General features: G+C 60.2%; 22 protein-coding genes. 9 read left to right on the top strand and 13 right to left on the bottom strand.

Annotation, left to right across the window (positions count from 1 at the left end; genetic code table 11):
- The first annotated feature begins 1 nt into the window (after window position 1).
- Window positions 2–613 (top strand): superoxide dismutase, encoded by a 612-nt coding sequence (locus tag GOB94_RS07050; RefSeq protein ID WP_182278128.1) that lies wholly within the window; start codon window positions 2–4, stop codon window positions 611–613.
- A gap of 70 nt (window positions 614–683) precedes the next feature.
- Here the strand turns inward: GOB94_RS07050 and GOB94_RS07055 are convergent, their stop codons facing one another.
- The gene (locus GOB94_RS07055; RefSeq protein ID WP_182278129.1) at window positions 684–911 is read right to left on the bottom strand and encodes a hypothetical protein; all 228 of its coding nucleotides are present in this window, start codon (window positions 909–911) and stop codon (window positions 684–686) included.
- A gap of 245 nt (window positions 912–1,156) precedes the next feature.
- On the opposite strand from GOB94_RS07055, the gene GOB94_RS07060 reads away from it, so the two are divergent.
- The 3 genes from GOB94_RS07060 to GOB94_RS07070 are packed head-to-tail and all read left to right on the top strand — an operon-like array spanning window position 1,157 to window position 7,809.
- Window positions 1,157–4,399: an efflux RND transporter permease subunit gene (locus GOB94_RS07060; RefSeq protein ID WP_182278130.1), complete on the top strand. Its 3,243-nt coding sequence runs from the start codon at window positions 1,157–1,159 to the stop codon at window positions 4,397–4,399.
- Between the two features lie 9 nt (window positions 4,400–4,408).
- Window positions 4,409–5,773, top strand: coding sequence for an efflux RND transporter periplasmic adaptor subunit (locus tag GOB94_RS07065; protein ID WP_182278131.1), 1,365 nt, complete (start codon window positions 4,409–4,411; stop codon window positions 5,771–5,773).
- A complete protein-coding gene (locus GOB94_RS07070; protein ID WP_182278132.1) occupies window positions 5,770–7,809 on the top strand; it encodes a TolC family protein in 2,040 nt (679 codons plus the stop codon). Before GOB94_RS07065 ends, GOB94_RS07070 begins: the two co-directional genes overlap by 4 nt.
- Before the next feature lie 70 nt (window positions 7,810–7,879).
- On the opposite strand, the gene typA is transcribed toward GOB94_RS07070, so the two are convergent.
- A complete protein-coding gene (gene typA / locus GOB94_RS07075; RefSeq protein ID WP_182278133.1) occupies window positions 7,880–9,709 on the bottom strand; it encodes a translational GTPase TypA in 1,830 nt (609 codons plus the stop codon).
- 420 nt (window positions 9,710–10,129) lie between these two features.
- Here typA and GOB94_RS07080 point away from each other — a divergent pair, with 420 nt between their 5' ends.
- The 4 genes from GOB94_RS07080 to GOB94_RS07095 all read left to right on the top strand — a co-directional run bounded on the left by GOB94_RS07080 (window position 10,130) and on the right by GOB94_RS07095 (window position 14,731).
- Complete coding sequence (locus tag GOB94_RS07080; RefSeq protein ID WP_346265654.1) at window positions 10,130–11,548, top strand: circularly permuted type 2 ATP-grasp protein; 1,419 nt, start codon at window positions 10,130–10,132, stop codon at window positions 11,546–11,548.
- A gap of 49 nt (window positions 11,549–11,597) precedes the next feature.
- A complete protein-coding gene (locus GOB94_RS07085; RefSeq protein WP_255484328.1) occupies window positions 11,598–12,644 on the top strand; it encodes a nucleoside hydrolase in 1,047 nt (348 codons plus the stop codon).
- Between the two features lie 41 nt (window positions 12,645–12,685).
- Window positions 12,686–13,672: an alpha-E domain-containing protein gene (locus GOB94_RS07090; RefSeq protein WP_182278135.1), complete on the top strand. Its 987-nt coding sequence runs from the start codon at window positions 12,686–12,688 to the stop codon at window positions 13,670–13,672.
- 72 nt (window positions 13,673–13,744) lie between these two features.
- Complete coding sequence (locus tag GOB94_RS07095) at window positions 13,745–14,731, top strand: transglutaminase family protein (protein ID WP_182278491.1); 987 nt, start codon at window positions 13,745–13,747, stop codon at window positions 14,729–14,731.
- On the opposite strand, the gene GOB94_RS07100 is transcribed toward GOB94_RS07095, so the two are convergent.
- The 8 genes from GOB94_RS07100 to GOB94_RS07135 all read right to left on the bottom strand — a co-directional run bounded on the left by GOB94_RS07100 (window position 14,732) and on the right by GOB94_RS07135 (window position 21,088).
- The gene (locus tag GOB94_RS07100) at window positions 14,732–15,571 is read right to left on the bottom strand and encodes an SDR family oxidoreductase (protein WP_255484329.1); all 840 of its coding nucleotides are present in this window, start codon (window positions 15,569–15,571) and stop codon (window positions 14,732–14,734) included.
- Complete coding sequence (locus GOB94_RS07105; RefSeq protein ID WP_182278136.1) at window positions 15,568–16,920, bottom strand: FAD-binding oxidoreductase; 1,353 nt, start codon at window positions 16,918–16,920, stop codon at window positions 15,568–15,570. The genes GOB94_RS07100 and GOB94_RS07105 overlap by 4 nt, the downstream gene beginning before the upstream one ends.
- 58 nt (window positions 16,921–16,978) lie before the next feature.
- Window positions 16,979–17,743 (bottom strand): SDR family oxidoreductase, encoded by a 765-nt coding sequence (locus GOB94_RS07110; RefSeq protein ID WP_182278137.1) that lies wholly within the window; start codon window positions 17,741–17,743, stop codon window positions 16,979–16,981.
- A 98-nt stretch (window positions 17,744–17,841) separates the two neighbouring features.
- Window positions 17,842–18,756, bottom strand: coding sequence for a polysaccharide deacetylase family protein (locus tag GOB94_RS07115; RefSeq protein WP_255484330.1), 915 nt, complete (start codon window positions 18,754–18,756; stop codon window positions 17,842–17,844).
- A gap of 95 nt (window positions 18,757–18,851) precedes the next feature.
- Window positions 18,852–19,235, bottom strand: coding sequence for a 50S ribosomal protein L20 (rplT, locus tag GOB94_RS07120; RefSeq protein WP_182278138.1), 384 nt, complete (start codon window positions 19,233–19,235; stop codon window positions 18,852–18,854).
- Between the two features lie 178 nt (window positions 19,236–19,413).
- Window positions 19,414–19,611, bottom strand: coding sequence for a 50S ribosomal protein L35 (gene rpmI / locus GOB94_RS07125; RefSeq protein ID WP_182278139.1), 198 nt, complete (start codon window positions 19,609–19,611; stop codon window positions 19,414–19,416).
- Window positions 19,612–19,717: 106 nt separating this feature from the next.
- A complete protein-coding gene (locus GOB94_RS07130; RefSeq protein ID WP_182278140.1) occupies window positions 19,718–20,329 on the bottom strand; it encodes an HAD family phosphatase in 612 nt (203 codons plus the stop codon).
- A 345-nt stretch (window positions 20,330–20,674) separates the two neighbouring features.
- Window positions 20,675–21,088 carry a carboxypeptidase-like regulatory domain-containing protein gene (locus tag GOB94_RS07135; protein WP_182278141.1) on the bottom strand — a complete coding sequence of 138 codons (414 nt, stop codon included), beginning with the start codon at window positions 21,086–21,088 and terminating at the stop codon, window positions 20,675–20,677.
- A 160-nt stretch (window positions 21,089–21,248) separates the two neighbouring features.
- On the opposite strand from GOB94_RS07135, the gene GOB94_RS07140 reads away from it, so the two are divergent.
- The gene (locus tag GOB94_RS07140) at window positions 21,249–21,644 is read left to right on the top strand and encodes a VOC family protein (protein ID WP_182278142.1); all 396 of its coding nucleotides are present in this window, start codon (window positions 21,249–21,251) and stop codon (window positions 21,642–21,644) included.
- A gap of 36 nt (window positions 21,645–21,680) precedes the next feature.
- On the opposite strand, the gene GOB94_RS07145 is transcribed toward GOB94_RS07140, so the two are convergent.
- The 3 genes from GOB94_RS07145 to GOB94_RS07155 all read right to left on the bottom strand — a co-directional run bounded on the left by GOB94_RS07145 (window position 21,681) and on the right by GOB94_RS07155 (window position 25,571).
- Entirely contained in the window at window positions 21,681–22,532 is an 852-nt protein-coding gene (locus GOB94_RS07145; RefSeq protein ID WP_182278143.1) for a TIGR03435 family protein, read from the bottom strand.
- A 78-nt stretch (window positions 22,533–22,610) separates the two neighbouring features.
- Window positions 22,611–23,417, bottom strand: coding sequence for a TIGR03435 family protein (locus tag GOB94_RS07150; RefSeq protein WP_182278144.1), 807 nt, complete (start codon window positions 23,415–23,417; stop codon window positions 22,611–22,613).
- A gap of 90 nt (window positions 23,418–23,507) precedes the next feature.
- Window positions 23,508–25,571 (bottom strand): beta-galactosidase, encoded by a 2,064-nt coding sequence (locus GOB94_RS07155; RefSeq protein ID WP_255484332.1) that lies wholly within the window; start codon window positions 25,569–25,571, stop codon window positions 23,508–23,510.
- Window position 25,572 lies beyond the last annotated feature (1 nt).

Raw genomic sequence — 25,572 nt, forward strand, 5'->3', positions numbered from 1 at the left:
CGTGGCCTTCGAACTACCTCCCCTTCCCTATGACTATGCGGCGCTTGAGCCGACCATCGACGAAGCGACGATGAAACTGCACCATGACAAACACCACCAGGCCTATGTAACCAATCTGAACGGCGCGGTGGAGAAGCACCCGGACCTTGGCAAGAAGACGCCTGAAGAGTTGGTTGCGGACCTGGGCGCCATTCCTGAAGATGTACGCGGCGTGGTGCGCAACAACGGCGGCGGCCATGTAAACCACACGATGTTCTGGGAAATCATGAAGCCGGGCGGCGGCGGCACGCCGACAGGCGATATCGGCGAGCAGATCACGACGGACTTTGGCTCGTTCGATGATTTCAAGAAAAAGTTCAACGAGGCGACGGCCAAGCAGTTTGGTTCGGGCTGGGGCTTCCTGGTGTACAAGGGCGGCAAGCTGGAGATTGTGACTAAGCCGAACCAGGACTCGCCGATCTCGGATGGACTTTTTCCGATCCTGGGCAACGACGTTTGGGAGCACGCCTACTATCTGAAGTACAACAACCGCCGCCCGGAGTACCTGGCTGCATGGTGGGATGTTGTGAACTGGGACGAAGTGAACAAGCGCTTCGCTACTGCGAAGAAGTAGTTTGTTCCGCAGATAGAAACGAGGCCGCCTTTCGGGGCGGCCTCTGCTGTTTTCCTGGTTGCCTTGAGAGCTAGTGGAGTTGGGCTACGACCGACTGGTCGTTGGGGTACTCGTGTGCGCGGGCGAGCTCGGGACTGGCGGGGTCGCAGTTGCGCCAGGCATCGAGGAACTTGACGTACTCGGAGCGGGCGAGGTCATCTGCAACATGTCGTGGCCTGCCATACCCATCTGTGCGCTCGCCGTGCCAACCAGGAGGGCTGCGCCCGCTGCCAGGGTGAGAAGTCTGCCTGCGAGACAAACGTGTAAATTTCGAGTGACTGTCATCTGGAGTGTCGACCTTCCGGCAAGCATACAGCGGTGGCTTGCGGCACCTGCGAAATATGCAGCGTAGAGGCTTAAGGATAGGATCGAAGAAGATGAGAGACCACACGGGGCGGATTCGCACAGACCGCCGCTAACCGCACAGGGACGTTCGAACCCGAATCTTAGCAGGTAGTTCGCGCGTCTCACTTCGTGAACGGCAATCAAACTTCCTGAGGCAATATGTGGATCGTACGGCTAGCGCTACGCCGCCCTTACACCTTCGTCGTGCTGTCGATGCTCATTGCGATTCTGGGCATCGGGTCGGCGATTGAGACGCCGAAGGACATCTTTCCGTACATCGACATTCCTGTTGTCAGCATCGTCTGGACGTATTCGGGCCTGACGCCGCAGGAGATGGACGGACGGATCGTGACGGTGTGTGAGCGCGCGCTGACGACCACCGTAAACGACATCGAGCATACGGAGAGCGAGAGCTACCAAGGCATCGCGGTGATCAAGGTTTACTTTCAGCCGGGCGTGAAGGTGGACCTGGCGGTGGCTCAGGTGACCTCGATTGTGCAGACGATTTTGCGTGTGCTGCCGCCGGGGTCGTTCCCGCCGTTTGTGATCAAGTACGACGCGTCGTCGGTGCCGATTCTTCAGCTGGCGCTGAGCGGGAGAGGACTGAGCGAGGCCGATCTGTATGACGATGGACTGCAGTTCGTGCGGCCTCGGCTGGCCAATGTGAAGGGCGCCAGCGTTCCGCTACCCTACGGCGGCAAAGTAAAGCAGGTGATGGTGGACACCGACCCGCAGCTGCTGTTTGCACATCACCTTTCGGCGACCGACGTCTCGACGGCCATCTCGCAGCAGAGCCTGATTCTGCCGGCAGGCACGGCGCGCATGGGAGACAGGGAGTACGTCGTGAAGACGAACTCCAGCCCGCTCGACCTGAACCAGCTGAACGATCTGCCGATCCGGGCGTCGAATGGTGCTGTCGTCTATATCAAGGATGTCGCGCAGGTGCACATGGGGTTCGCCGAACAGACGAACATTGTGCGCGAGAACGGACAACGCGCTGCTCTGCTGACGGTGCTGAAGAACGGCCAGACTTCGACACTGGATATCGTCTCGCAGACGAAGTCGATGATTCCGCGATTGACGGCTGGCCTGGGCACGCTGAAGATTACGCCACTGTTCGACCAGTCGATCTTTGTGCGCAGCTCGATTAACGAAGTGGTGCGCGAGGCGACGATCGCCGCATTGTTGACGGGTTTGATGATCCTGCTGTTTCTGGGGTCGTGGCGGTCGACGATCATCGTCTGTATCTCAATCCCCCTGTCGATTGCGACATCGCTGGTTATTTTGACGGCGATGGGCGAGAGCATCAACGTGATGACGCTGGGTGGGCTGGCGCTGGCGGTCGGCATCCTGGTGGACGATGCAACGGTGGAGATTGAGAACACGCACCGCAACATGGCGGAGAAGCTGCCGCTGACGCGCGCCATCCTTCACTCCGCTCAGCAAGTGGCGGCGCCGGCGTTTGTGTCGACGCTTTCGATCTGCATTGTGTTTGTGCCCGTGGTGCTGCTGACGGGCGCGGCGAAATATCTGTTTACGCCGCTGGCTGAGGCTGTAGCATTTGCAATGCTCGCGAGCTACTTCCTCTCGCGTACATTGCTGCCGACGATGATGCACTTCCTGTTGAGCAAGGAGATCCATCTGTATCAGGACCCGAAGGCCAGCGAGGAAGAAGAGCGACGGAGCTTCATCTGGCGCTGGCATGCGAAGTTCGACCGCCAGTTCGAACGGTTTCAGCACCAGTACACGCGGCTGCTGGAGTGGTGCCTGGGCAATGCGAAGACGACGCTGCTGCTGTTTGGCCTGCTGCTGCTAATCTCACTGCCGATGCTGTTGTTCATCGGCAAGGACTTCTTCCCGTATGTCGACTCCGGCCAGATGCGATTACATGTGGCGCCGCCGCAGGGGCTGCGGTTGGAGGACTCCGAACAATACTTTGCTGCGGTGGAGCGCGAGATACGCACGCAAATCCCCGCGGACCGCATTGATTTGATCCTCGACAACATTGGGTTGCCGAACAATGGCATCAACCTTGCCTTTGGTGGCGAGGCGACGATCTCGAACTCCGACGGCGATATTTTGATTGCACTGAAGCCGGGGCCGAAAGACACACAGATGTATATGCGGAAGCTGCGCGCCGATCTGCATGAGAAGTTTCCTGACGGCACGTTCTTCTTTACGCCGGCGAATATCACTAACCAGATTCTCGATTTTGGATTGACGGCGCCGATCGACCTGCAGGTGATTGGCCGGCCCGCGCCGGGTGGCAAGACGAACTACCAGCTCGCAGAGGAACTCGAGAAGCAGGTCGCGGCGATACCCGGCGCGGTGGATGTGCACATTCATCAGCAGGTGTCGTACCCGACGCTGGATGTGAACGTGGACCGCACGAAGGCGCGGCAGATTGGATTGACGCAGCAGGATGTGGCGCAGTCGACGCTGATCTCGCTAACGGGAACGGGACAGACCGCGCCGAATGAGTGGCTGAATCCAGCAACAGGTGTGAATTATCAGATCGTGACACAGACGCCGATCTATCGCATTGACAGTCCCGAGGAGCTGGCGCAGACGCCCGTGACGACAGCTGCCGGCAACGCGTCGCAACAGCTCGGGAACCTGGCAAGCTTCAAGCGTGATGTTTCGCCGATCATCTCCGACCACTACAACATTCAGCCGGTGTATGACGTGGAGGCCAATGTCGATCAGCGCGATCTTGGCGGAGTCTCCGCAGAGATCCAGAAGATTATGGACCGTACGACGCCGACTCTGCCGAAGACCACGCAACTGCAGCTGCGCGGCGAGGTGAAGACGATGAATGATTCGTTCCTGCGGCTCGGGATCGGCATCGTGTTCGCCATTGGGCTGGTGTATCTTCTGATGGCGGTGAACTTCCAGAGCTGGCTCGACCCGCTGATTATTCTGATGGCGATTCCGTGCGCGTTCTGCGGCATTCTTTGGATGCTGTATGTGACGCAGACGACGTTCAGCGTGCCGTCGCTGATGGGTGCGATTATGACGATCGGCGTGGCGACGGCGAACTCTATCCTGATGGTGGTGTTTGCGAATGATGAACGGCTCGCGGGGCGTGACCGTGTGCAGGCGGCGTTGAATGCCGGGCACACACGACTGCGGCCAGTAATTATGACGGCGCTGGCGATGATCCTTGGCATGCTGCCGATGGCGCTGGCGTTTGGTGAAGGCGGCGAACAGAATGCGCCGCTGGGCCGCGCCGTGATCGGCGGACTTCTGTTTGCCACCGTGGGCACACTGTTCCTGGTGCCGACGATCTACTCACTGCTGCGGAAGGAGACGCCGATCGACTACTCGAAGGAGATCGACGAAGAGGAGCACGAGGGCGATCCCAAGTGGCACCATAACAACCCTGAGCCGGAAGCGAATTAGGACGGAGATATGGCCGACGCACCGATACAACACGAGAACCAGCACCCGACCAACCCGCGGAAGATGCGGCTGTTTCTGCTCTGCTTTGCCGTGCTGTTTACCGTGGTTTTGCTGGCAGGGTGGGTGCCACGGCACCTGCGCGATGAGCAAACGGAGAAGCTCGCTGACCAGGAACGAAACAGCAAACCGCTTGTCGAGACCGAGACGATAACGCCATCTGCGAATAATGAGCAGGGGCTTAGCGTTCCGGGAACGACGATCCCCGACAATGTTGCGTACGTGTATGCTCGCTCTAACGGCTACCTGAAGCACTACTATGTGGACATTGGGCAGCATGTGAAGCAGGGACAACTGCTGGCCACCGTCGATGCACCGGACCTCGATGCACAGGTGTCGCAGGCACGCGAGCAGGTAGCACAGGCGGAACAGCAACTCACACAACAGCAGTCGCAACTGAAGCTGGCGACGGTAACAGTGCAACGCTATCGCGTGCTGGTGGCGAAGGGTGTCTTTTCGCGCCAGGACGGCGATACGCAGGAGGCGAATTATTCTTCGCAGGTGGCGAATGTTGCAGCGGCGCAGCGCAACGTCGATGCGTTCAAGGCGAACCTGAGCCGCGAGGTTTCGCTGCAGTCGTATGAACAGGTACGCTCGCCGTTTGATGGCGTCATCACGCAACGGAACGTCGATACTGGAGCGCTCATCTCAGCGAGTGGGTCGAGTTCGGGAGCGTTGAACGGACCGCCGCCACAGGGACAGATCTCCAGCAGCGGCGGTACGGCGCAGGCCGGCTCCGCGAACAATGCCGGTTCCTCTGGCAGCACGAGCACATCGGCCACTTCGGCGCAGTCGCCGGGACAGGGTGGGCCTTTGTTTGCGGTGTCTCAGGTGAAGAAGCTGCGTATTCTCGTCTCTGTGCCTGAGAGCTATGCCAAGGCGGTGCATGTTGGTGAGCAGGCTCCGGTGGCGTTTCAAGAGCTGCCAGGTGCTGACCTGCAGGCAACGGTGACACGCACGGCAGATTCGATCGATCCGAACACGCGCACGCTTCTGACAGAACTGGAGATCGACAACAGTGGAGGCAAGCTGATTGCAGGGATGTATGCGACGGTGAGCTTTCCGCCATTGAAAGGCGCTGCTGCGCCGCTTACGGTGAGTGATGATGCGATTGCTATTCGGCACGACCAAACCGTGGTCGCAACGGTTGCGAACAATAAGGTGCATTACGTGCCGATCAGCATTGGACGCGACTATGGGAATGTCTCCGAGGTGTTGACCGGGTTGAAGGCGGGTGATGTGGTTGTGACGCAGGTCAATGACGATGTGGTGGAAGGAGCAGAGGTGCGCCTTGCGCCGAGGCGTAAGAACCCATGAGGACCGCACACACACTTTCGGTCGAACTTGCGCTGACGGCATTGCTGACGGCTGTGGCCTGCGCGCAGTCGGCGCCAAAGCCGGCGGCTGCGCCGGAGGTGCCAGGACTTGCGGGGCAAGTGGCTCCGCCAAACGCGCCTGCGCCGCAGCTACGGCATGCAGAAGATACAAACTCGCTACCGCTGCGTGAAGCGGTGAGTGGTCTTACACCTGCGTTTCTGCATTTTGCGGGGCCATACCATGCAGCAACGGTGCCACAGCTTTTTCCTGGAGACGCGACGCGGCTGAAGGGGTTGGTGCGTGACGGCAAGCTCTATCTCTCGCTCGAGGATGCGATCGATCTTGCACTCGAAAACAATCTGGATGTAGAGACCGCGCGCTATAACCTTGTGCTTGCGCAGACAGACACAGTGCGTGCTGCAGGTGGGGGCAATGTTCGTGGCCTCGACTACAGTGTGCAACTGCCGCCCAACGGTGTCGGCGGACCGGGTTCGCCACTGCTGACAGCGGATACGACGAACACCAATCCAACTGCGCCTGCGGTGACAGACCTTACGAGCCTCAACTCGACTACGCAGCAGACGCAGTCGCTTTCAGAGTCGAGCACGGGATTCGCTTACTCGACAGGGCCAAACGTTCCACTGTTCGATCCACAGATCATCGCGGATGCGGGCTATCTGCGACGGTCGGATGCGGTGCTGCTGGGCGGGTCTACGAGTGGCGGCGTCAACGTCTCTTTTCCTCAAGCCCTGGACTTCACAACGTTCAACGCGTCGTATCTGCAAGGGTTTTCTACGGGTGCGCAGCTTGAGGCCATTGTGAACAACGCGGCACAGGTGAGCTACGCGAATGGGTCACAACTGAACCCGTTCCACAGTCCGAGCACGTCTGTCACGCTGACACAACCGCTTCTGCGAGGCTTCGGACGCGGCGTGAACCTGCGCTATCTGCGTATTGCGAGCACGGACAAGAAGATCTCGCGGCTGGTGTTCGAGCAACAGGTCATGGACACCATCTATGGAACGTCGCGACTGTACTTCGATCTTGTTTCGCTGGGAGAGAATGTGCGCGTGAAGCAGGAGTCGCTGCGAGCCGCCACCAAGCTGCGTGAGGACGACGAGAACCAGGAGCAGCAAGGCACGCTCGCTCCGATTGAGCTAACCAGAGCGCGGGCGTTGGAGAGTGCCGGACGCTTCGATCTTATCCAGGCGCAGGGACTGTACCGGCAGCAGGAGATCATTCTGCGCAACCAGTTGCTGCGCGAGGCTTCGCCGGTGTTTGAGGCGGAGCTTGGCAGCTTTACCGAGATTGTTCCGACGGATTCGATTACTGTGCCGCAGGCGCTGGATACGCTGGATGTGCCGTCGCTTGTGCAACAGGCTTTAGCGCGCAGGCCAGACCTAGCGCAGGCGCAATTGCAGGTTGAGACTGGCAAGATCAACGCAGAGGCGAGCCGGAACAACGCGCGCCCGCAACTGAATTTGTACGGCAATGTAGAGACGCGTGGCTCGGCAGAGCAGCCTTTTGAGACGCTTGGTTCCGCCGGCACCGGTATCCCCGTTACGCCGCAGGAGCTGGGATTCGGTGGCGCGAAGGTGTCGACGGTGTATCAGGCAGGGCTACAGTTGAATCTGCCAGTCCGCAACCGGGTTGCCGAGAGTGACGCGGCACGTGATGCCGTCCAACTGCGCCAAGTGCAGGCCCGGACGGAGAAGCTGGCCGCGAACGTACGTCAGGATGTGGAGACTGCGGTTGTGGCGCTACAAACGGCGCAGGCCGCCTATACGGCTGCCGAAGAGAGCCTTAATTTTCAGTCGCAGTTGTTGGATGCCGAGCGTGACAAGCTGACGGTCGGGCAGTCGACAGAGGAGGCCGTGCTGCAGAACGAGGCTTACGTGGCGCAGGCAAAGTCGACGGAGATCGCCGCGCGGTCCAACTGGATCAAGGCGCGCATTCAGCTTGATTATGCGCTTGGAGATCTACTGGAGAAGAACCACGTTGAACTGGATGACGCGATCAAAGGGACGCTCCCGTAGATTGGGCGCACATGGAGACACGACAAAGGCCCTCCTGACGGAGGGCCTTTGCTGATGCGTGAAACGCCTGCTACTCGACTGTCTGGTTCTTCTTGGGGCGACGATTTGCCTGCAGCACCTTCTTGCGCATGCGCAGGGATTTCGGCGTCACTTCCACAAGCTCGTCGTCGGCGATGAACTCGATGGACTGCTCCAATGTAAGCACCTTGAAGGGGACGAGGCGAACCGCATCGTCAGAACCGGAGGCACGCATGTTGGTGAGCTTCTTCTCGCGGACGCAGTTCACATCGAGATCATTATCGCGGGAGTGCTCGCCGATGATCATGCCTTCGTAGACCTCGACGCCGTCCGAGAGGAAGAGGATGCCGCGCTCTTGGATCCCGTCAAGCGCATACAGGGTGGTAACACCCTGGCGATCAGAGATGAGCGCGCCCGAGGGACGCTGCGGAATCTCGCCGGTATAGGGGATGTACTCGCCTGCGATGGAGTTCATGACGATGGTGCCGCGGGTCTCGGTGAGCATCTCATTGCGCAGACCGATGAGGCCGCGCGATGGGACCTTGAACTCCATGCGCACGCGGCCGGAGCCGTGGTTGGCCATCTTGGTCATCTCGCCCTTGCGCGGCCCAAGCTTCTGGATGACGGTGCCGGAGAATTCTTCCGGGATGTCAACCGTAAGAATTTCCGAGGGCTCCATGAGCTTGTCGTCGATACGCCTGGTGACGATCTGCGGACGCGAGACCATGAGCTCGAAGCCTTCGCGGCGCATCATCTCGATGAGCACGGAGAGCTGCAGCTCGCCACGGCCCAGTACCTTGAAGTTATCAGGCGTGCCAGTGTCTTCAACACGGATGGAGACGTTGGTGAGCAGCTCGCGTTCGAGGCGCTCCTTGATATTGCGGCTGGTGACGAGCTTGCCCTCGCGGCCGGCGAAGGGGCCGTTGTTGACCGAGAAGATGATCGCGATGGTCGGCTCGTCGATTTTAATGACCGGCAGCGGCTTGGGGTTCTCCAGGGCGCAGAAGCTTTCGCCGATGGTGATGTTGTCGATACCGGCGACGGCAATGATGTCGCCTACGGTGGTCTCTTCGGTGTCGATGCGCTTGAGACCGTCGTAGGTGAAGAGCTTGGTGATCTTCACGGTCTGGAGCGTGCCGTCCGTGCGGGAGAGATTGATCTCCTGGCCGGTGCGGAGCGTGCCGTTGAAGACGCGTCCGATCGCGAGACGGCCGAGATAGTCAGAGTAATCAAGATTGGTGACGAGCACCTGGAGATCGCCGTCGGCGGTGCCGGGAGCGGCAGGGATCGTCTGGAAGATGAGTTCGAAGAGCGGCTGCAGGTCGGTGCCCGGCGTGGCGAGATCCATCGTCGCCGTACCAGCCTTGCCGTTGGTGTAAATGACCGGGAAGTCGAGGATAGACTCGTCTGCATCGAGGTCGATGAAGAGGTCATAGACCTCGTTAAGCACTTCCTGCGGACGTGCGTCCGGGCGGTCGATCTTGTTAACCACGACGATGGGCGTGAGCTTGGCCTCGAGCGCCTTGGAGAGCACGTAGCGGGTTTGCGGCAGCGGGCCTTCCGAGGCGTCGACGAGCAGAACGACGCCGTCGACCATCTTGAGGGCGCGCTCGACTTCGCCACCGAAGTCGGCGTGGCCTGGCGTGTCAACGATGTTGATCTTCGAGTCCTTGTAATGGATCGCGGTGTTCTTCGCGAGAATCGTGATGCCGCGTTCCTTTTCAAGATCGTTCGAATCCATGACGCGGTCGACGACAGCCTCGTTGGTGCGGAAGGTGCCGGACTGGCGCAGCATGGCGTCGACCAGCGTGGTCTTGCCGTGGTCGACGTGCGCGATGATGGCGATATTGCGGATTACTTGGGCAGTGTTCGAGGTGCTCACAGCGGAGGGGGTGTCCTATCTAAATCCTGAGATTCGGCTAAAAATGCCATGCCTAGGTTCGGTTTAATTATGTCGCGCGGGAGACTGCCCGACGCACGCGGATGCGTGCCGGCCTTCGCGATACGAAAATTGGCGAAGTGCGCGTCTCCACTATTCTACAGGAGTGGGCTGACTCGCGCGCCAGTTCAGTGTGTTGGGCCGGGGCGCGTTACTGCTGGGTTACGGATTTGGGCAGCGCTTGCTGCAAGGACGTGCTGCACACCTTCGCCAGCGCAGCACAATCTGTATAGGTACAGGCGCGCGTCCGGGAGCGATACCCTATACTTTAGTTTCATGGAAAATCGCTCGCCCGAAGCCCGCCCTGGCCCAACAGAGCTCGCAGCCCTGCAAGAGTATGCGCTGGATCACGCCTATGACGAGATGTTTCAAGGCCCAGGCTCGCTTCATGAACACTACGGACCGCTGCTGAACCACTTCGCCGCGCTGCCGCCAGATGAGCTGCAGCGCCGCAAGCAGGCTGCCGATCTTAGCTTCCTTAACCAGGGCATCACCTTTACGGTCTATGGCCGCGAAGAGGGTACGGAAAAGATCTTTCCATACGATCTGCTGCCGCGCATCATCACCGCTGCGGAGTGGGAGCGGGTGGAGCGCGGGCTGACCCAGCGCATTACGGCGCTGAACCTGTTTCTCAAGGACATCTACAACGACGGCCGCATTCTGAAAGACGGCATTGTGCCACGCGAGCTGGTCTATAGCTGTCCGCAGTTCCGCCGCCAGATGTGCGGGCTCGAGGTGCCGCGTAACGTCTATGTCGCCGTGTGCGGCACGGACCTGATCCGGCTGGAGAATGGCGACTTTGTGGTGCTGGAAGATAATCTGCGGGTACCCTCCGGTGTGAGCTATATGCTCACCAACCGGCGGGTGATGAAGCGTATCTTCCCGCAACTGTTCCGCAACTACAATGTGCGGCCGATTGAGCAGTACACCCAACTGCTGCTGGGCACGCTGCGCTCGCTGGCGCCGGAAGGCCGACCGGAGCCGAACATTGTGCTGCTCTCGCCGGGCGTCTTCAACTCGGCGTATTTTGAGCACGCTTATCTTGCGCGCCAGATGGGTATCGAACTCGTCGAAGGCCGCGACCTGGTGGTGCACGACAACATCTGCTATATGCGTACGACAAGCGGACTGCGCCGCGTGGACGTGATCTACCGCCGTGTCGACGACGACTTCATTGATCCACTTGCCTTCCGGCCGGATTCAATCCTCGGAGTGGCGGGACTGTTCAACGCGTACCGCGCGGGGAACGTAACACTCGCAAACGCCTTCGGCACCGGCGTTGCAGACGACAAGGCGCTTTATGCTTTTGTGCCGAGCATCATCAAGTACTACCTCGGCGAAGACCCGATTTTGCATAACGTGAAGACGTTCCTGTGTTCCATCGAGAAGGAGCGGAATTACGTGCTCGCGAACCTGGACAAACTTGTCGTCAAAGCCGTCGGCGAGTCCGGTGGCTATGGAATGTTGATTGGCACGCAGGCATCCACCAAGGAGCGCGAGGTGTTCGCCGAAAAGATTCGCGCCAACCCGCGCAACTACATTGCACAGCCGACGATCAGCTTCTCACGCGCGCCATGCCTGATTGGAGACGCGCTTGAGCCGCGGCACGTCGACCTGCGGCCCTATGTGCTATATGGCGATAAGGTAACAATCGTCCCAGGTGGCCTGACGCGCGTTGCGCTGAAGCGCGGCTCGCTGGTTGTGAACAGTTCGCAAGGCGGCGGCAGCAAGGACACCTGGGTGCTGGCCGAACAACAACGGGAGGAAGCCCCTGAAGCTTAGTCGCCGCATCTTTTGTTCCTTGGTCTGCGCGCTCACGTTTGGAACGCTTGTGAGTGCGGCATGTGCTCAGCGCCTTGTGCTGATCGATCAAGATGGGTCAGGGCCGGGCGGCTCGAACCAGATGTCGATGATGGTCCTGTTGCAGTCGCCTGAGGTACGGGTGCTCGGCATCACGATGGTCAGCGGCAACGCGTGGGAGCCGGAAGAGGTCGAGCATACGCTGCGCATGCTCGAGCTTATCCACCGCACGGATGTTCCTGTCGTGCCGGGCTCGGTCTTTCCCCTGCTGCGGACGGAGCAGGAGACGAACCTTGAGAAGCCGATCGTAGGAACATTTCCCTGGTATGGTGCATGGGGAGACCTTGCCGCGCATACCAGCACACAGCAGTATCATGGCCCGTTCGTTGTGCCGCCCCTTGCTGAGGGAGAACCAACAACCAAGCCGCTAGACGAAGACGCTGCGCACTTCCTGATCCGCCAAGTGCATGCGCATCCGCATCAGGTGACGATCTACGCGGCCGGGCCGCTGACGAACATAGCGCTCGCGCTTTCTATCGATCCGCACTTCGCGGAGCTGACGCAAGGCATCGTCATCATGGGTGGCAGTCTGGCACCGGTGACTGATGATCCCGAGTTCGCCACGCATCCGCGCCATGAGTTCAACTTCTGGTTCGACCCAGAGGCCGCGCACATCACCTTTCGCGCGAAGTGGCCACGTATTGATCTGACCACTGTGGACATCAGCGTGAAGACGCGCTTCAGCGAGGCCATGTACAACGAGATCAAGAGCTCGCCTGCACCCGCCGCGCAGTACATTGCAAAGTACACGCACGAGTTCTACTACCTGTGGGATGAACTCGAGGCCGCTGCGCTGCTTGATCCGAAGATCATCACCAAAGAACGCATGTTCTATGTCGATGTAGACACGACACACGGGCCCAACTATGGCGACACGCTCACGTGGACTGAAGCCAACAAGCCGCAGCGCGAACTCACGCCGGTGCATGTGCAGGAAGACCTGGATACGGCGCGGTTCTACAAGTTGTTTATCCGACTGATGAAGTCCGAACCGATTGCAACGGAACGTGTACAGTGAATGCACAGCCATTAGCATTTAGGCCGAAAGGAGCCGACTCTATGCTCTCTCGCGTCGCCGACTCGCTGTATTGGATGAGCCGCTACCTCGAGCGCGCGGAGCACACCACGCGCCTGCTCGATGTGAACCTGAACCTGATGCTTGACGAGAGCACCAGCAGCGCCGATCGGCGGTGGCCGCGCCTGTTGCAGGGCCTGGGGCGACCGCGACGCCTGAAGTGGGAGGGCAATCCCTACACACTTGCTCATACGCTTACCTTCGATACGACGAACCCGTCTTCCGTTGTGAGCTGCATCATCTCCGCACGCGAAAACGCACGTCACATGCGCGAGCAGATCTCCACCGAGCAATGGCATCGCGTGAACTCGCTGTATCTCGAGGTCACTCGCCCGGGTTTTAAGAAGGAGATGACGCTGGAGGCGACGAGCAACTCCAACGACGCACCGATTGCATTTCTACAGCAGGTAATGGAAGCCGTGCATCAGTTTCAAGGCGTAACCGACTCTACCATGAGCCACGGCGAAGGCTGGCACTTTATTCAAGTTGGCCGCTTTCTCGAGCGCGCCACCGCGACTACGCTGCTGCTGGAGGCCTATAACGACGATCTGTGGTTACAGCCAGAACGCGCCACAGACGGCAATGAGTACCTGGAGTGGATGGGCCTGCTGCGCAGCGCCACCGCCTTTGAGGCCTACTGCAAGGTCTACACTGCAGACCTGACGCCGGAGCGCATCTTTGAGTTCCTGCTGCTTGATCCTGAGTTTCCCCACTCACTGCGCTTCTCCATCAATGCCCTGCAAGAGGCACTGATAGCCATACAGCGGCAGTCCGGCAAGCGCCGTGCCGACGACCTCCATCGCCTGGCCGGGAAGCTCGCGTCGTCGCTCGCGTTTGCAAGCGTGGATGAGATCCTCGACCGCGACGTGATCGGCTACCTGCGTCGCATTCAACAACAGTGCAATGCGATCCATGAGACGATCTACCAGCTTTACGTCAACTACTCCATTCAGGCGGCACTCGCGGGCTAGCGGCGCCGATGCATCAAAAGAAGGACCGTTGTGAGTTACAAACTCTGGCAGAAGCAGCGTGAGGAGGGACCGATGTATTACTCGATCCGCCATCTGACGAAGTTCCTTTACAAGACTCCCGTCAGCGAGAGCATTATGGAGACGCGCATGCATCCGCGCTCCGACGCGCAGCAACGCTGCCTCACGTTTCAACTTTCGGTGAGCCCGCGCTGCCGCGTGTTCAGCTATCGGGACCACCTTGCGAACCATGTGCATCACTTCGACATTCCGGGCCAGCATGGGCAGCTCGTTATTGTCGCGGAGTCGCTGGTTGAAATGCAGCCGCACCCGGAGCTGCCGACGTCACTGCCAGCAGCCGCATGGGACGAACTGGATGCACTCGTACATGAGAGCGACTTCTGGGAGATGCTTCTGCCCAGCGAGTTCGCCATCTCCACACCTGCTCTGGAAGCACTCGCAGATCATTTGAGCCTGCAACGCGCGGATGATCCTCTCTCAGTCCTCTACCGGTTGAATGAACAGCTCTACAGATACTTTGACTACAAGCCACAAACCACGAACGCGGACTCTCCTATCGATGATGCGCTCAACACTAAAGCAGGCGTCTGTCAGGACTTCTCGCACATCATGATTGCGCTGGTGCGTTCGCGTTTGCGTGTGCCGTGCCGTTATGTCAGCGGCTATCTTTACCATGGCGAGCGCGATCACGATCGGTCGATTGCTTCCGCTACACATGCGTGGATCGAGGCATTTCTTCCCGAACTCGGGTGGGTGGGCTTCGACCCGACTAACAACCTCGTCGCTGCCGACCGCCACATCCGCACAGCTATCGGCCGCGACTACGCCGATGTGCCGCCCACGCACGGTATCTTCCGCGGCCGCACCAAGAGCGAGCTTTCCGTGGCCGTTCGCGTGGAGCCGAGCGAGGGTATCCCGTCGCTCGACCGCGAACTGCCGGTGCCGGAAGACTGGTCGATGCTGGTGGAGAAAGCGCAGGCGCTGCCGCAGCAGCCGCCACCCATAACTCGTCGCCAGATGCAGCAGTCACAGCAACAGTAGTTACAGGTTCAGCTTCTTGAAGAGGAACTCCGGGACCGCGCGGATGATCGCCATAATGATGCGCCACTTGCCGGGCACGTAGACGACGTCCGATCCCTTATCGATGACCTTCACGAGCGTCGCGGCGACGTCGTCCACATCGGCCATGCCGCTCTTGATGTCCATGCCCGCTGTCATGGCCGTTTTTACGGGGCCGGGCTTAATGGTGATGACGCGCACGCCTTCGCGGTCGATGCGATTGCGCAGGCCGGCAACGAACGCGCTGAGGCCAGCCTTTGAAGAGCCATACACATAGTTGGACTTGCGTCCGCGGTCGCCAGCCACAGAGGAGAGCACGGCCAGGGTTCCATGATGACGCTGTGCACAGTAGTTGCCCAGCCACGTAAGCAGGCTCACCACCGAGACAAAGTTCGTCTGCAGAATTCGGTTCGCCTCCGCAAAGTCGCGTTCCGACTCACGAGCGTCGCCGAGCACTCCGAGGGCAACAAACACTAAATCCAGTCCAGCCAGCGAGTTGACTGCGTGAGCCAGCAGCTCCGCATGTTTGGTGGTGTCGTCCAGATCTGCTACTGCCGTGTCAACATAGCCTGCTCCGCGTACGCGCATGTCGGCTGCGACTACATGCAGCCGATCGGCGTTGCGCGCCACCAGAAACAGATGATCTCCGCGTGCGGCCCACAGGCGGCAGGTTGCTTCAGCGATGCCCGATGTAGCACCCAGCACCAGAATCCGTCGCGGGCCCGCCTCAGCTGCATCATCTGTCACAGCCGTTGGCGCATAGCGGATCGGTAGCTGTTGCTCTGCGTTCGTTGCAGTCTGTGTATGCTCCATGGAGCTCATCGCGCCGCTCCTTCACTCGCGGTCACACGCTCCCAGAAACTGGAGGTCAACGCCGGGTCCTTGTAGCGTGTAAACTGCTGCCACTTCGGGTAAAACGCCTGAAACTGCGGCGCCGTCATGCAGGCGTCCTTAGCTGGGTAGAGGCGCCCGCCAAACTCCAGCGTCATATCGCCGAGCCGTTGCATCAGCGGAAAGCTGATATTCGGTTTGATCGGGAAGTCCAGCGCAAACATGATGCCGGCCTGTGGGAAGCTCATCATGCCTAGTGAAGGAATATCACCAAAGGTCTTGAGCACGGCGAGAAAGCTGGCCAGGCCGGACTTTGCGATCTCCTTCAGGATCGCCTCTGTACCCTCCTTTGCATGCTCCCACGGAATTGCATACTGAAACTGCAGCAGCCCACGCTTACCGTACATGCGGTTCCAGTGAAGCACCTTGTCGAGCGGGTAGAAGAATGGCTCATAGTCTTGCAATGTGCTCACATGGGGCTTCATCTGCTTGTGAAAGAAAAACGTGTTGAACAAGCTGACCGAGGCGCGGTTCAGCGCAAATCCAGGTGCGTTGAAGGGAAATACTAACTTGGGTTTGGGCGTCGTCGTCAACTGCGCCGGTACCTTGGAGTGGTCGCCCAGCATGAAGATGCCGCGAGCGAAGTTTTTGCCTGTCGAGACGCAATCGACCCAACTGACGGTATAAGCGACTTGCTCGTACTGCTTCTTCAGATCGAGAAACTCGTCGATACCGTGGAACTGAATGCCCTGATAGTCGATCATGCGCGAGACGATAGGCTGCAACCGCAGTTGCGCCCATGTGATCAACCCGGTCAGGCCCATGCCGCCGATGGTCGCGGCAAACCAGTCAGGGTTCTCCTTCTGCGAACACAGCATCCGTGTGCCGTCGGAGCGCACCAGCTCAAAACACGGAACGTGATTGCCAAACGAGCCAGCGACATCGTGGTTCTTGCCGTGGACATCGTTGGCGATGGCGCCGCCTAACGTGACGTACTTCGTGCCCGGTGTGACCGGAAGAAAGTATCCACGCGGCACGGCGAAGTCCAGGATCTGCGCCAGCGTGATGCCTGCCTCTGCGGTTAACAGACCAGTCTCTGCATTGAAATCCAAGAGACGGTTCATGGCCGTCGTCGGCAGGAGTGTGCCTTCCTTCAAGAGGCACACATCGCCATAGCTTCGGCCCATACCCACCGGCAACGCGCCGGAGTGCGCGCCAGCCAGCGCACCGGGAAAGTCCCCCTGCCAGTACAGTGGCTTCAGGGTAGCGTCATACGAGGGGTAGCGTCCCCACGATTCAAAGGGTGGGCGCACGGGCGCGGTCTCAGGGTCCATTGGCATCGGTTTAAGGATACAGTCCTACGCCGGTGTGGTCAGGCGTATGTGCAGCTGCGTGCGACTACTGAAAGCGGCTTGCCATGGCTTCGTTCAGAGGATAGAAGATCGCATCGAACTTGCCCTGGTCGACGGTGTCGCGCCGTCCGAGCACGTTCTTCACGCAAATCTCCTGTGGCGTGGGCTGAGACTTCAGTATCTCCATTGTTTCCGCGATGTAATCCTTGAGCGGCATCGCGCGTGGATCGCCGTCACCGGGGAGCAAATCGGTCTGCACGTAGGGCGGGATGATCTCGATTACTTCGGTGGTGGTGTCTTTGAGCTGGTAGCGCAGTGACTGCGTGTACGAGTGGATCGCCGCCTTTGTTGCGCAGTAGGTCGGTGTGAATGCTAGTGGGACAAATGCAAGACCCGACGACACATTGATGATCGTTGACGACGCATGCTTGCGCAGCAGCGGCAGCAGAGCCGCTGTGAGCCGGATCGGCCCCATGAGGTTGGTTGTCACCATCGACTCCGCATTGGCAAGGTCGTCCTGCTGGTCCTTCAGATCCTCCGCACGCATGATGCCGGCGTTGTTGATCAGCACATTCAGTTGCGGGTGCTCCGAGGCGATACGGCCAGCGAGCGCACGAATTGCCGTCCGATCCTCGATATCCAACGCCAGCGACTTCATCCCGGGATTCGCTGCCATGACCTCTTCCAGGATCGACTTGCGTCGTCCTGCGATAATCACATGGTTGCCCAGCGCGTGTAACGCTTCCGCAAGACCGCGGCCAATACCTGAGCCCCCACCGGTAATCAGGATGGTGTTGCCTGTCATCTGCATAGTCGTTTGATTCCTAAACTCATCCTAAGGTTCACTCGCTGCGGGACGTGCAATCATCTTTCACCAAAATGTCCTGCACCGCAGGATGCACCGTCCCCCTATCGGCAGACCGCGTCCAGCTTCTTATCCGGCTCGGTGTTGTCGGGAAAGTTCACCTTTTTCACCTGTGCTACAAGCTCCATGAGCGTGCCGCCGCCGGGATATCCGATGTTCGGATCGAAGCTGTAGGCCGGGTCGCTTTCAGCCTGCTGCAGGGTGACGAACTGGAAGCCCTTCGCGCGGAAGAGCGCGATGAGCCGTGGCAACATGCGCGCATCGAAGGCGCCTACGTGCATCAGCAGCACATAGGGGATATCGCGCCCGTAGAGCTGCTTCGAGAGCCCGCGAAACACGTCGATGAACTCGCTCGCCGTCGCCAGGTAGCTGGTCTGGAGGTACGCAACGCTGGCGTCGTCGTGCTTTGCCATGCAACGCGCGTAGGGCTCGTTCCAAAGGTAATCCTGAAAGTCAATTGTGACCTCAGCGATCTTGTAGCCATTCTGCTTTAGATAGGCACGCACGTTGCGGCGCTTGGCCAGCGTATCGCCCTCATCGAGAAACGGGTAGCGAAACCAATGCCAGTCGCCATCGGGGTCGACCTTTGCGAGCACTGCTTCATTCGCCGCAATGTCCTGCTCGAACCTTTCGGCTGAGATCACATCAAGCGAGAGATGCGAGTACGTGTGACTGCCCAGCGGTTCGCCTGCATTGTGCCAGTCCTTGAGGATTTCTATTTGATAGGGATACCCAATCAAGCGAAAGCCGTTGACGAAACCGTACACCGGCGGCATGTGCTCCGCCTTGAGGGTTGCAAGGATCGACTTGACGGGCTCCGGTCGAGTTTCGCCAGGCGGCAGCGGACCGTGCGCGGGGAGATCGTCAAACGTAAACGCCACCTGCGGCTGCTGCGCAGCGGCAGTTCCACAAAGGACCGCAAACGCCGCGATTAGGACCCATGTACGAAGGCTCATCATGATCTTGAGTGTATTCGCGGGATCGAGTACGTTGCATCTTGCAAAGCGAAAGGGCATGGCTTGCGCCACGCCCTTCGTGATTTCCGGCAGCCAGTTTACGCGGCGTCCCTAGTCTTCTTTGCGGCCTCGAGAGCGTCCTTCGCCTGCGCAGCGAGCGCGGCGAAACCGGCAGCGTCGTTCGCGGCGATGTCGGCGAGGATCTTACGGTCCAGACCGTTACCAGCCTTCTTGAGGCCGTTGATGAACGTTGAGTAGCTCATGCCGTTCAGCTTGCAGGCGGCGTTGATACGCACGATCCAGAGCGAGCGGAACTGGCGCTTCTTCTGCTTGCGGCCGATGTAGGCAAACTTCAGACCGCGCTCAACAGCTTCTTGAGCGGCCTGGTAGAGCTTGGATTTCGTGAGGAAGTAACCACTCGCGCGCTTGAGGATCTTTTTGCGGCGGTCGTTACGCTTGGTACTCCGTTTTACACGGGGCATGGTCAGTCTCCTTTTGCGTACTTCGTTTGAGCGGCTGGAGGTAAGGGTGGCCTCTTCACTCGCCTACAACTTCGAATCTCAGTGGGATTGCTTCGCAATCCCAGGGGCCTGAACGCTTTTGCGACCCTTTATCTCTTACGAGATGGCTTGATCCGAAAACTCTATGCCCTCTTACGCCTTAGGCGTAGGGGAGCATCCGTGCAACCTTCGGCGTATCCGCCACCGACACCAGGACGATCTTCCCAAGCTTGGACTTGGTCTTCTGTTCCTTGGAGGTGAGGATGTGGCGCATCTTGGACTGGCCGCGCTTGAACTTTCCGCTGGCAGTCTTCTTGAAGCGCTTGGAGGCGCCGGAGTGGGTCTTCAACTTAGGCATTGGGGTTTCCTGCTGCGGCTCCCTTGAGGGGAGCCAGCGATTGAACAACAGCTATTAGAATAGCAGCTTTCTGGCCGATTTCACTGCAGCGGCAGCGAATTAGCGTCTATGCCATGGCTAGGGCTGCCCGCTCGGGTGGCTGGAGAATGCGGATGGACTTCATGCCGGCGGCGGTGGCGGCCTGGATGCCGATGTCGGCGTCCTCGAAGACCAGGCAGTCCTTCGGGGCGACACCGAGGCGCTCGGCGGCCAGCAGGAAGGGGTCCGGGGATGGTTTGGAGCGGGCGTAGTCGCCGGCGCAGACCAGGGTCTCAAACATATCCAGTATCCCTAGTGCTTCCAACGACTTGACGACCGATTCGCGGGTGCTGCCGGAGACTACCGCGAAGGGGATGGTGCCGTGGGTGCGGTGGATCTCTTCGAGTACCTCGGGGACGGCCTTGAGCTCGTGGATGAGGTCGTAGTAGAGACTCTCCTTGCGGTGGGCGAACTCTTCCATCGGGATGGAGAGGCCGTCGCGTTTGTTCAGTTCTTCGACTACGGCGGTGACGGGGAGGCCTCCCCAGGCGTAGAAGAGGTCTTCGGTGAAGCTGGTGCAGCCGTACTCGGCAAGCGCCTTGGTCCAGGCCACGAAGTGCAGCGGCATGGAGTCGACGATGGTGCCGTCGCAGTCGAACAGGTAAGCCTTGAAGTCACCTGGAGGAAGTATCAGTCTCATTCTTCCAGTTTACTAGCTGCCTGCACCCTCCCCCCGTTTTTGGGGCTATGATCCGCAGCCGATTGGAGTTAGCGGTGGTACTGTCTACACGGAGAACACCGCGACGGGAAGCTGTCTGACGGGTCCAGCGCGAGCTTTCTCGCTGCTTCTATGATAGTCGGCGTGTCAAGAGGGTGTGGAACTGTGGGGGAGGTGGGTGCGTAAGGGACAGCATCCTGATGGTTGAAAAGAGTGCCTGTAGCTAAAGCAGTCCGATCTTTCGCACTCGATGGCGCCCTTGCAAGCCGACATCTCAAAACGAGATGTCGGCACCCGACGAACCATCCGTTGCTCTTTGGGCCCTCTTCAGCGAGCGTCGGCGGGGGCGTTCACATCGTTTTCCGCAAGGGCGTCGTTCGCGGAGACTTCGATCTGCTGCGAGACGGAGATGCCAAGCTTGATCTGCTCGGAGGCGACCTTGTTGCCGGTTACGTGGACGCTCTCAAGCGCGGGGGTGAAGCCGATGGCGTTGATGCTGACGGAGTAGCTGCCGGGGGCGAGATGCGCGAGCTGAAAGTTGCCGGTGCCGTCGCTGGTGAGAGTGCGGGTGTAGCCGGCGGCGCTGGTGACGGTGACCTGGGCCTGCGGGATGAGCGCGCCGGAGGGGTCGAGGACGGTTCCGCGAAGGGTGCCGTTGGTGGATTGTGCCAGCGCTGCAGCGGACATGCCGAGCATGAGGATACCGAGCGCGAGAGTCGTGGAGGCGGTCTTGTTGGTCATGATTGTTCTCCTGTTTCTGATTTCTGAAGCATGTTCAGAAGAACTCATTGCGCCGGGCCCTGCGGTCATATTGAGTAATGCCTTGTCATGATTCGTCACGAACGGCGTGACAAATCATGACAAAGGGCAAAGCCACGCAGACGTTTATGATCGGACTGAGATGCTGGATCATATTTTTCTTTCGGTGAGCGATGTGGAGCGTTCGATTGCGTTCTATACGGCGGCCCTGGCGCCGCTTGGCATCACGCACGTGTACGATTACGACGGCAACGATGGGCCGCCGGGGCATCCGGACCTGAAGGGGTTTGGGGCGAATGGCCGCATCTTCTTCTGGTTGCGGCAAGGTGCAGCCGACAGCCGCGCGGTGCATGTGGGGTTTGTGGCGGACAGCCAGCGCGATGTGGATGCCGCCTATGCCGCCGCGATGGCTGCCGGAGCTCGCGATAACGGTGCACCTGGGTTTCGGGACTACTACGACCCGCGCTACTATGCGGCCAATGTGTTTGACCCGGATGGGTACAGCCTGGAGTTCGTTTACAAGAACTGGCAGCACTGAAGCCTATTCCGAGGGTTGGGTTCGGATGAACGCGCGTCAGTTCTCCGTGGGCTTGGTGATGTGATCGACGACGAGGTTGGGAACGTCTTCGTGCTCGGAGTCGAGTTTGAGGCCTAGCTGCTCCTGCACGGCGGTAAAGATGGAGGGCCAGCCGTCGGGGTCGCGCGCGGACCAGTCGCGGCCAAACTGGAGTGTGTAGTTGTAAGTTCCGTTGAGGCCGGTCTTGTCGATGACGGGCGCTTCGACCATGGAGCTGAGGGCGCCGCAGATGGCGCGCAACGAAGCGTTCGAGCCGTCAAACTCGAGGCCGTGGGGCGATCCGTGGGCCTGGACGTTGGAGGGCGGGGGTGGTGCGGGCGCTTCGCTGGCTGGCGGTGGAGGGACAAGCTGCATCTTGATGCCGCCCTTGGCGATGACGAGGTTGTAGATGGCGCTGTTGCGGGTTTCGAGATGTGTCTTGAGGCCGAAGCGCTCGGCCAGCAGGACGCGGATGGCGTTTCGCTTTTCGAGGCGAGATTCGTTGTCGGTGAGCTTGGCGAGGCGGGCGTCGGCGGCTTCGTCGGAGCGGGCGTTGATGTCGTAGAAGGTGTTGGCGACCCAGTCGGGCGCGCCGACTACGGGGGCGTCGAAGCCGTAGGCGATCTGGAGAAGCGCCTTGATGGGGAGGTTGGTGGCCTCAAAACGGGTGGAGTGCGGCGGGCTGGAGACGGAGACATGGAAGTGGGCGTCCGGTGGCGGCGAGAGGCGGATGGTGGCGACGTCGAAGGTGAGTGTGGGCTTGTAGCCGGGCTCTTCCACGATGGGCGTCTGCGCGTGTGTGCAAAGGCCGGGCGCGAGGATGAGAAGAGCCGGGAGCAGAACGAGGTAGGGCCGAGCGATGCGGAACATGGACGCAGGTCTCCTTGCCGGAACGATACGGGCTGGTAGCCATTTTAGTTCCCGCATGGATGCGTGGCATCCATGTGTTCAATTTTGAGTGGGCTGTTCGACGTGGTCGACAACCAGTGTCTCTACCGGCCCCTTCGCAGCTTGCAGCCTGAGACCAAGCTGCTCCTGCATCGCCGTAAAGAGATCGGGCGGAAGGTCGGCGGCACCGCTATCGGCCGCGCCGTTCGCAGCGTTATCCGGGGTCCATTGCAGCTGAAAATCGTATCGGCCCGTCAGTCCGGTCTTGTCGATCACGGTGCGATCGAGCGGAAAGGCCAGATTTCCCGCCAGTTCCGACAGCGTTACCCCGGTGGCAATGATGGTCGTGTTGTGGACATTCATGTTGCCAAGGCCCGGGCGATCCGGGTTCGCGGGGTCCGATGGAACGGCACTTACCTTGAGCTTCGGACCGCCTTTTGCGACGATCATTTCGTACACGGGGAGCGTCTTGATCTCGGTGTGAGTTTTGAGATGAAAACGGTCGACAAGGACGGCTGCGAGCATCGCCTGGCGTTGCTCGCGGGTGAGACTGCGCAAGGTCTTCAGGTCCGGATCGGTCACTTTGGCGGTAATGTCAAATCGCGATGAACTGGCCCATCCGGGCAGACCAAACATCAGGCCTTCGCGAATTCCATACGCGTTAACGAGCAGGTGTTTGAGCGATACATTGGTCGCTTGAAACGTGGTGTCGTCTACATCCGTGTGGTTACCCCGTACGAGGCTATCGCTCTGCTTGATTACAACGGTGTCATAAACGGGTAAGGACGGAGCCGGCTGCTGGGCAACACCGTTCTGCCCGTAACCGAGAGAGGCAACAAGTGTGAGCGCGAGCAAGAACTTCGACATGCCGAGCGTTACGCGGATGGGAGCCAGAAAGTTCCCGTCAGCTATGATGCCTGCGCTGGCTCCCTCCCGTTCCGTTGAGGCAGTGCTTATCTATTTGAGTACGGCGACACCGTATTGCGGGAGTGTGATGGAGTCCACGGTGCCGCCTTCGAGGATGTTTTCCATCGGCTTCGGAAGCTTGATAGTGCGGGGTTCTGCTGCGTAGTTGGTGAGGATGAGGATGCGTTTGCCTTCACCCGTGCGGACGGCGAGGTCAACGCCTTCGGGCAGGTTGGGCATGGTGGGTTCGATGCCCGCCTGGTTGAGCATCCATTGGGCGGCCTTCGCCCCGGTTTCGGGGGAGAGCTCCATGCCGATGTAGGTGATGCTTCCCTGCCCTACCTTGCGGGTGACGGCGGCGGGCTGGTTGTCGAGCCAGCCGTTGCTTTTGCCGTAGCGCATGAGGACCTGCGTGTCCGGCTTGAGCGAGCCGAGCTGTTCGACCCAGAGGGTGTCTTCGCCGGAACCCCAGTCGCCGCTGACGGGGACGGGGACGCTGGGCAGGAGCGCGTAGAACTGCTCGACGCGTGCGCCGAGCATGTCAACCAGCGGGCCGGGCTGACGCTCGGGGTTGAGGCCGTTGTCTTCGTTCTTCATGCCGGAGCGCTGGCCGAGGACGAGGTGGCCGCCGCCGCGGACGTAGGCTTCGAGGTTCTTTGCGGCGGCGGGCGTGAGCAGGTTGAGCGCGGGGGCGACGACGAGCTTGTAGCGGCTGAGCGGGGCGGTGTCGGCGACGATGTCGATGGAGCCGGTGAGCGAATGCAGCGGGCGGTAGTAGGTCATCAGGGAGTCGATGGGGTCGAAGGCTTTGTTGTGGCGCTGCCAGCCGATGGCCCAGCGGGAGGGGTAGTCGTTGAGGATGGCAACCTGCGAGTCGACGGTGGTGCCGGCGAGCGCAGGGCCGGCTTTGTCGAAGTCGGCGCCGACCTGCTGGACCTCGTAGTAGACGGGGACGGGTGTGCCGTCGGGGCCGACGAGGGTGCCGTGGTACTCCTCCTGGCCGTTGAGGTCGGAGCGCCACTGCCAGTACTCGACGGCCTCGGAGCCGTGGCCGATGGCGTTCCAGGCCATGGCGTGGACCTCGCCCTTGTTGAGCATGTTGTTGTCGGCGGACCAGTTGACCATGCCGGGCTGGGTCTCCATGACCCAGAAATTTTTGCGGAGGAAGCCGCGGGTGAGGTCGTGGGTGGCGCCGTTGCGGGCAGGGTCTATGTGGCCGGAGCCGATGTAGTCGTCCCAGCTGGCGAAGTCGAGGTCCTGCGAGACGGTGTAGTGGTCGTAGCGGTCGAACCAGCCCATCATGTTGGTGGTGATGCGCTGGCGCGGGTCGGCGTGGGCGCGGATGGCGTCGAGCTGGTTCTTCTGGTAGCTGCGCCAGGTGTCGGAGATGAACTGACGCCAGTTGAGCATGAGGCCGGGGTTGCCGGACTGCGGAATGGGGATCTGGTCCCAGGACTGGTAGGTCTCGGACCAGTAGGCGGTGGTCCAGCGGGCGTTGAGGTTGTCTAGGGTTTTGTACTTGGCCTTGAGCCACTGCTGGAAGCGGGTGCGGTCGGCGGGGCCGTAGCTCTCGTTGGCGTACTCGTTGTCGATCTGCCAGCCGATGACGTTAGGGTCGTGGCCGAAGCGCTCGGCCATTTTGGTGGCGATGATGCGGCAGAGCTCGCGGTACTTGGGGTCGGACCAGTCAAACTGCTGGCGGTTGCCGTGCTCGTCCTTGCGGCCGTCGGCGAGGGTGCGCAGGGTTTCAGGGTACTTTTGCGTGAGCCAGGCGGGCGGCGCGGCGGTGGGCGTGCCGAGGACGACGGCGATGTGGTGCTTTTCGGCGAGGCGGATGGCGCGGTCGAGCCAGTCGAGCTGGTAGTCGCCCTCGGAGGGCTCCAGGGTGGACCAGGCGAACTCGCCGACGCGGACGAAGTGGATGTGCGCGGCCTCCATAAGGCTGAGGTCGGCGTCCCAGCGGGACTCGGGCCACTGCTCGGGGTACCAGGCGGCGCCGAGGAGGAGTGGTGGCGTGCGGGGCTCGGGTGGGAGCGGGGCCTGGGCGTGGGCGATGAGGCCAGCGGGCAAGAAGCAGACGAGGGCGGCGACGGAAAGTAACCGTTTACAAATCACA

Source organism: Granulicella sp. 5B5 (assembly GCF_014083945.1).
GTDB lineage: Bacteria > Acidobacteriota > Terriglobia > Terriglobales > Acidobacteriaceae > Granulicella.

Coding starts and splice junctions, on each gene's coding strand:
- GOB94_RS07070 (WP_182278132.1), top strand. CDS start 5,770: ATGAGGACCGCACACACACTTTCGGTCGAACTTGCGCTGACGGCATTG.
- GOB94_RS07140 (WP_182278142.1), top strand. CDS start 21,249: ATGCTGGATCATATTTTTCTTTCGGTGAGCGATGTGGAGCGTTCGATT.
- GOB94_RS07100 (WP_255484329.1), bottom strand. CDS start 15,571: ATGAGCTCCATGGAGCATACACAGACTGCAACGAACGCAGAGCAACAG.
- GOB94_RS07115 (WP_255484330.1), bottom strand. CDS start 18,756: ATGATGAGCCTTCGTACATGGGTCCTAATCGCGGCGTTTGCGGTCCTT.
- GOB94_RS07060 (WP_182278130.1), top strand. CDS start 1,157: ATGTGGATCGTACGGCTAGCGCTACGCCGCCCTTACACCTTCGTCGTG.
- GOB94_RS07150 (WP_182278144.1), bottom strand. CDS start 23,417: ATGTCGAAGTTCTTGCTCGCGCTCACACTTGTTGCCTCTCTCGGTTAC.
- GOB94_RS07105 (WP_182278136.1), bottom strand. CDS start 16,920: ATGCCAATGGACCCTGAGACCGCGCCCGTGCGCCCACCCTTTGAATCG.
- GOB94_RS07130 (WP_182278140.1), bottom strand. CDS start 20,329: ATGAGACTGATACTTCCTCCAGGTGACTTCAAGGCTTACCTGTTCGAC.
- GOB94_RS07080 (WP_346265654.1), top strand. CDS start 10,130: ATGTTTCAAGGCCCAGGCTCGCTTCATGAACACTACGGACCGCTGCTG.
- GOB94_RS07135 (WP_182278141.1), bottom strand. CDS start 21,088: ATGACCAACAAGACCGCCTCCACGACTCTCGCGCTCGGTATCCTCATG.
- rplT (WP_182278138.1), bottom strand. CDS start 19,235: ATGCCCCGTGTAAAACGGAGTACCAAGCGTAACGACCGCCGCAAAAAG.
- GOB94_RS07065 (WP_182278131.1), top strand. CDS start 4,409: ATGGCCGACGCACCGATACAACACGAGAACCAGCACCCGACCAACCCG.
- GOB94_RS07145 (WP_182278143.1), bottom strand. CDS start 22,532: ATGTTCCGCATCGCTCGGCCCTACCTCGTTCTGCTCCCGGCTCTTCTC.
- GOB94_RS07110 (WP_182278137.1), bottom strand. CDS start 17,743: ATGCAGATGACAGGCAACACCATCCTGATTACCGGTGGGGGCTCAGGT.
- rpmI (WP_182278139.1), bottom strand. CDS start 19,611: ATGCCTAAGTTGAAGACCCACTCCGGCGCCTCCAAGCGCTTCAAGAAG.
- GOB94_RS07090 (WP_182278135.1), top strand. CDS start 12,686: ATGCTCTCTCGCGTCGCCGACTCGCTGTATTGGATGAGCCGCTACCTC.
- GOB94_RS07095 (WP_182278491.1), top strand. CDS start 13,745: ATGTATTACTCGATCCGCCATCTGACGAAGTTCCTTTACAAGACTCCC.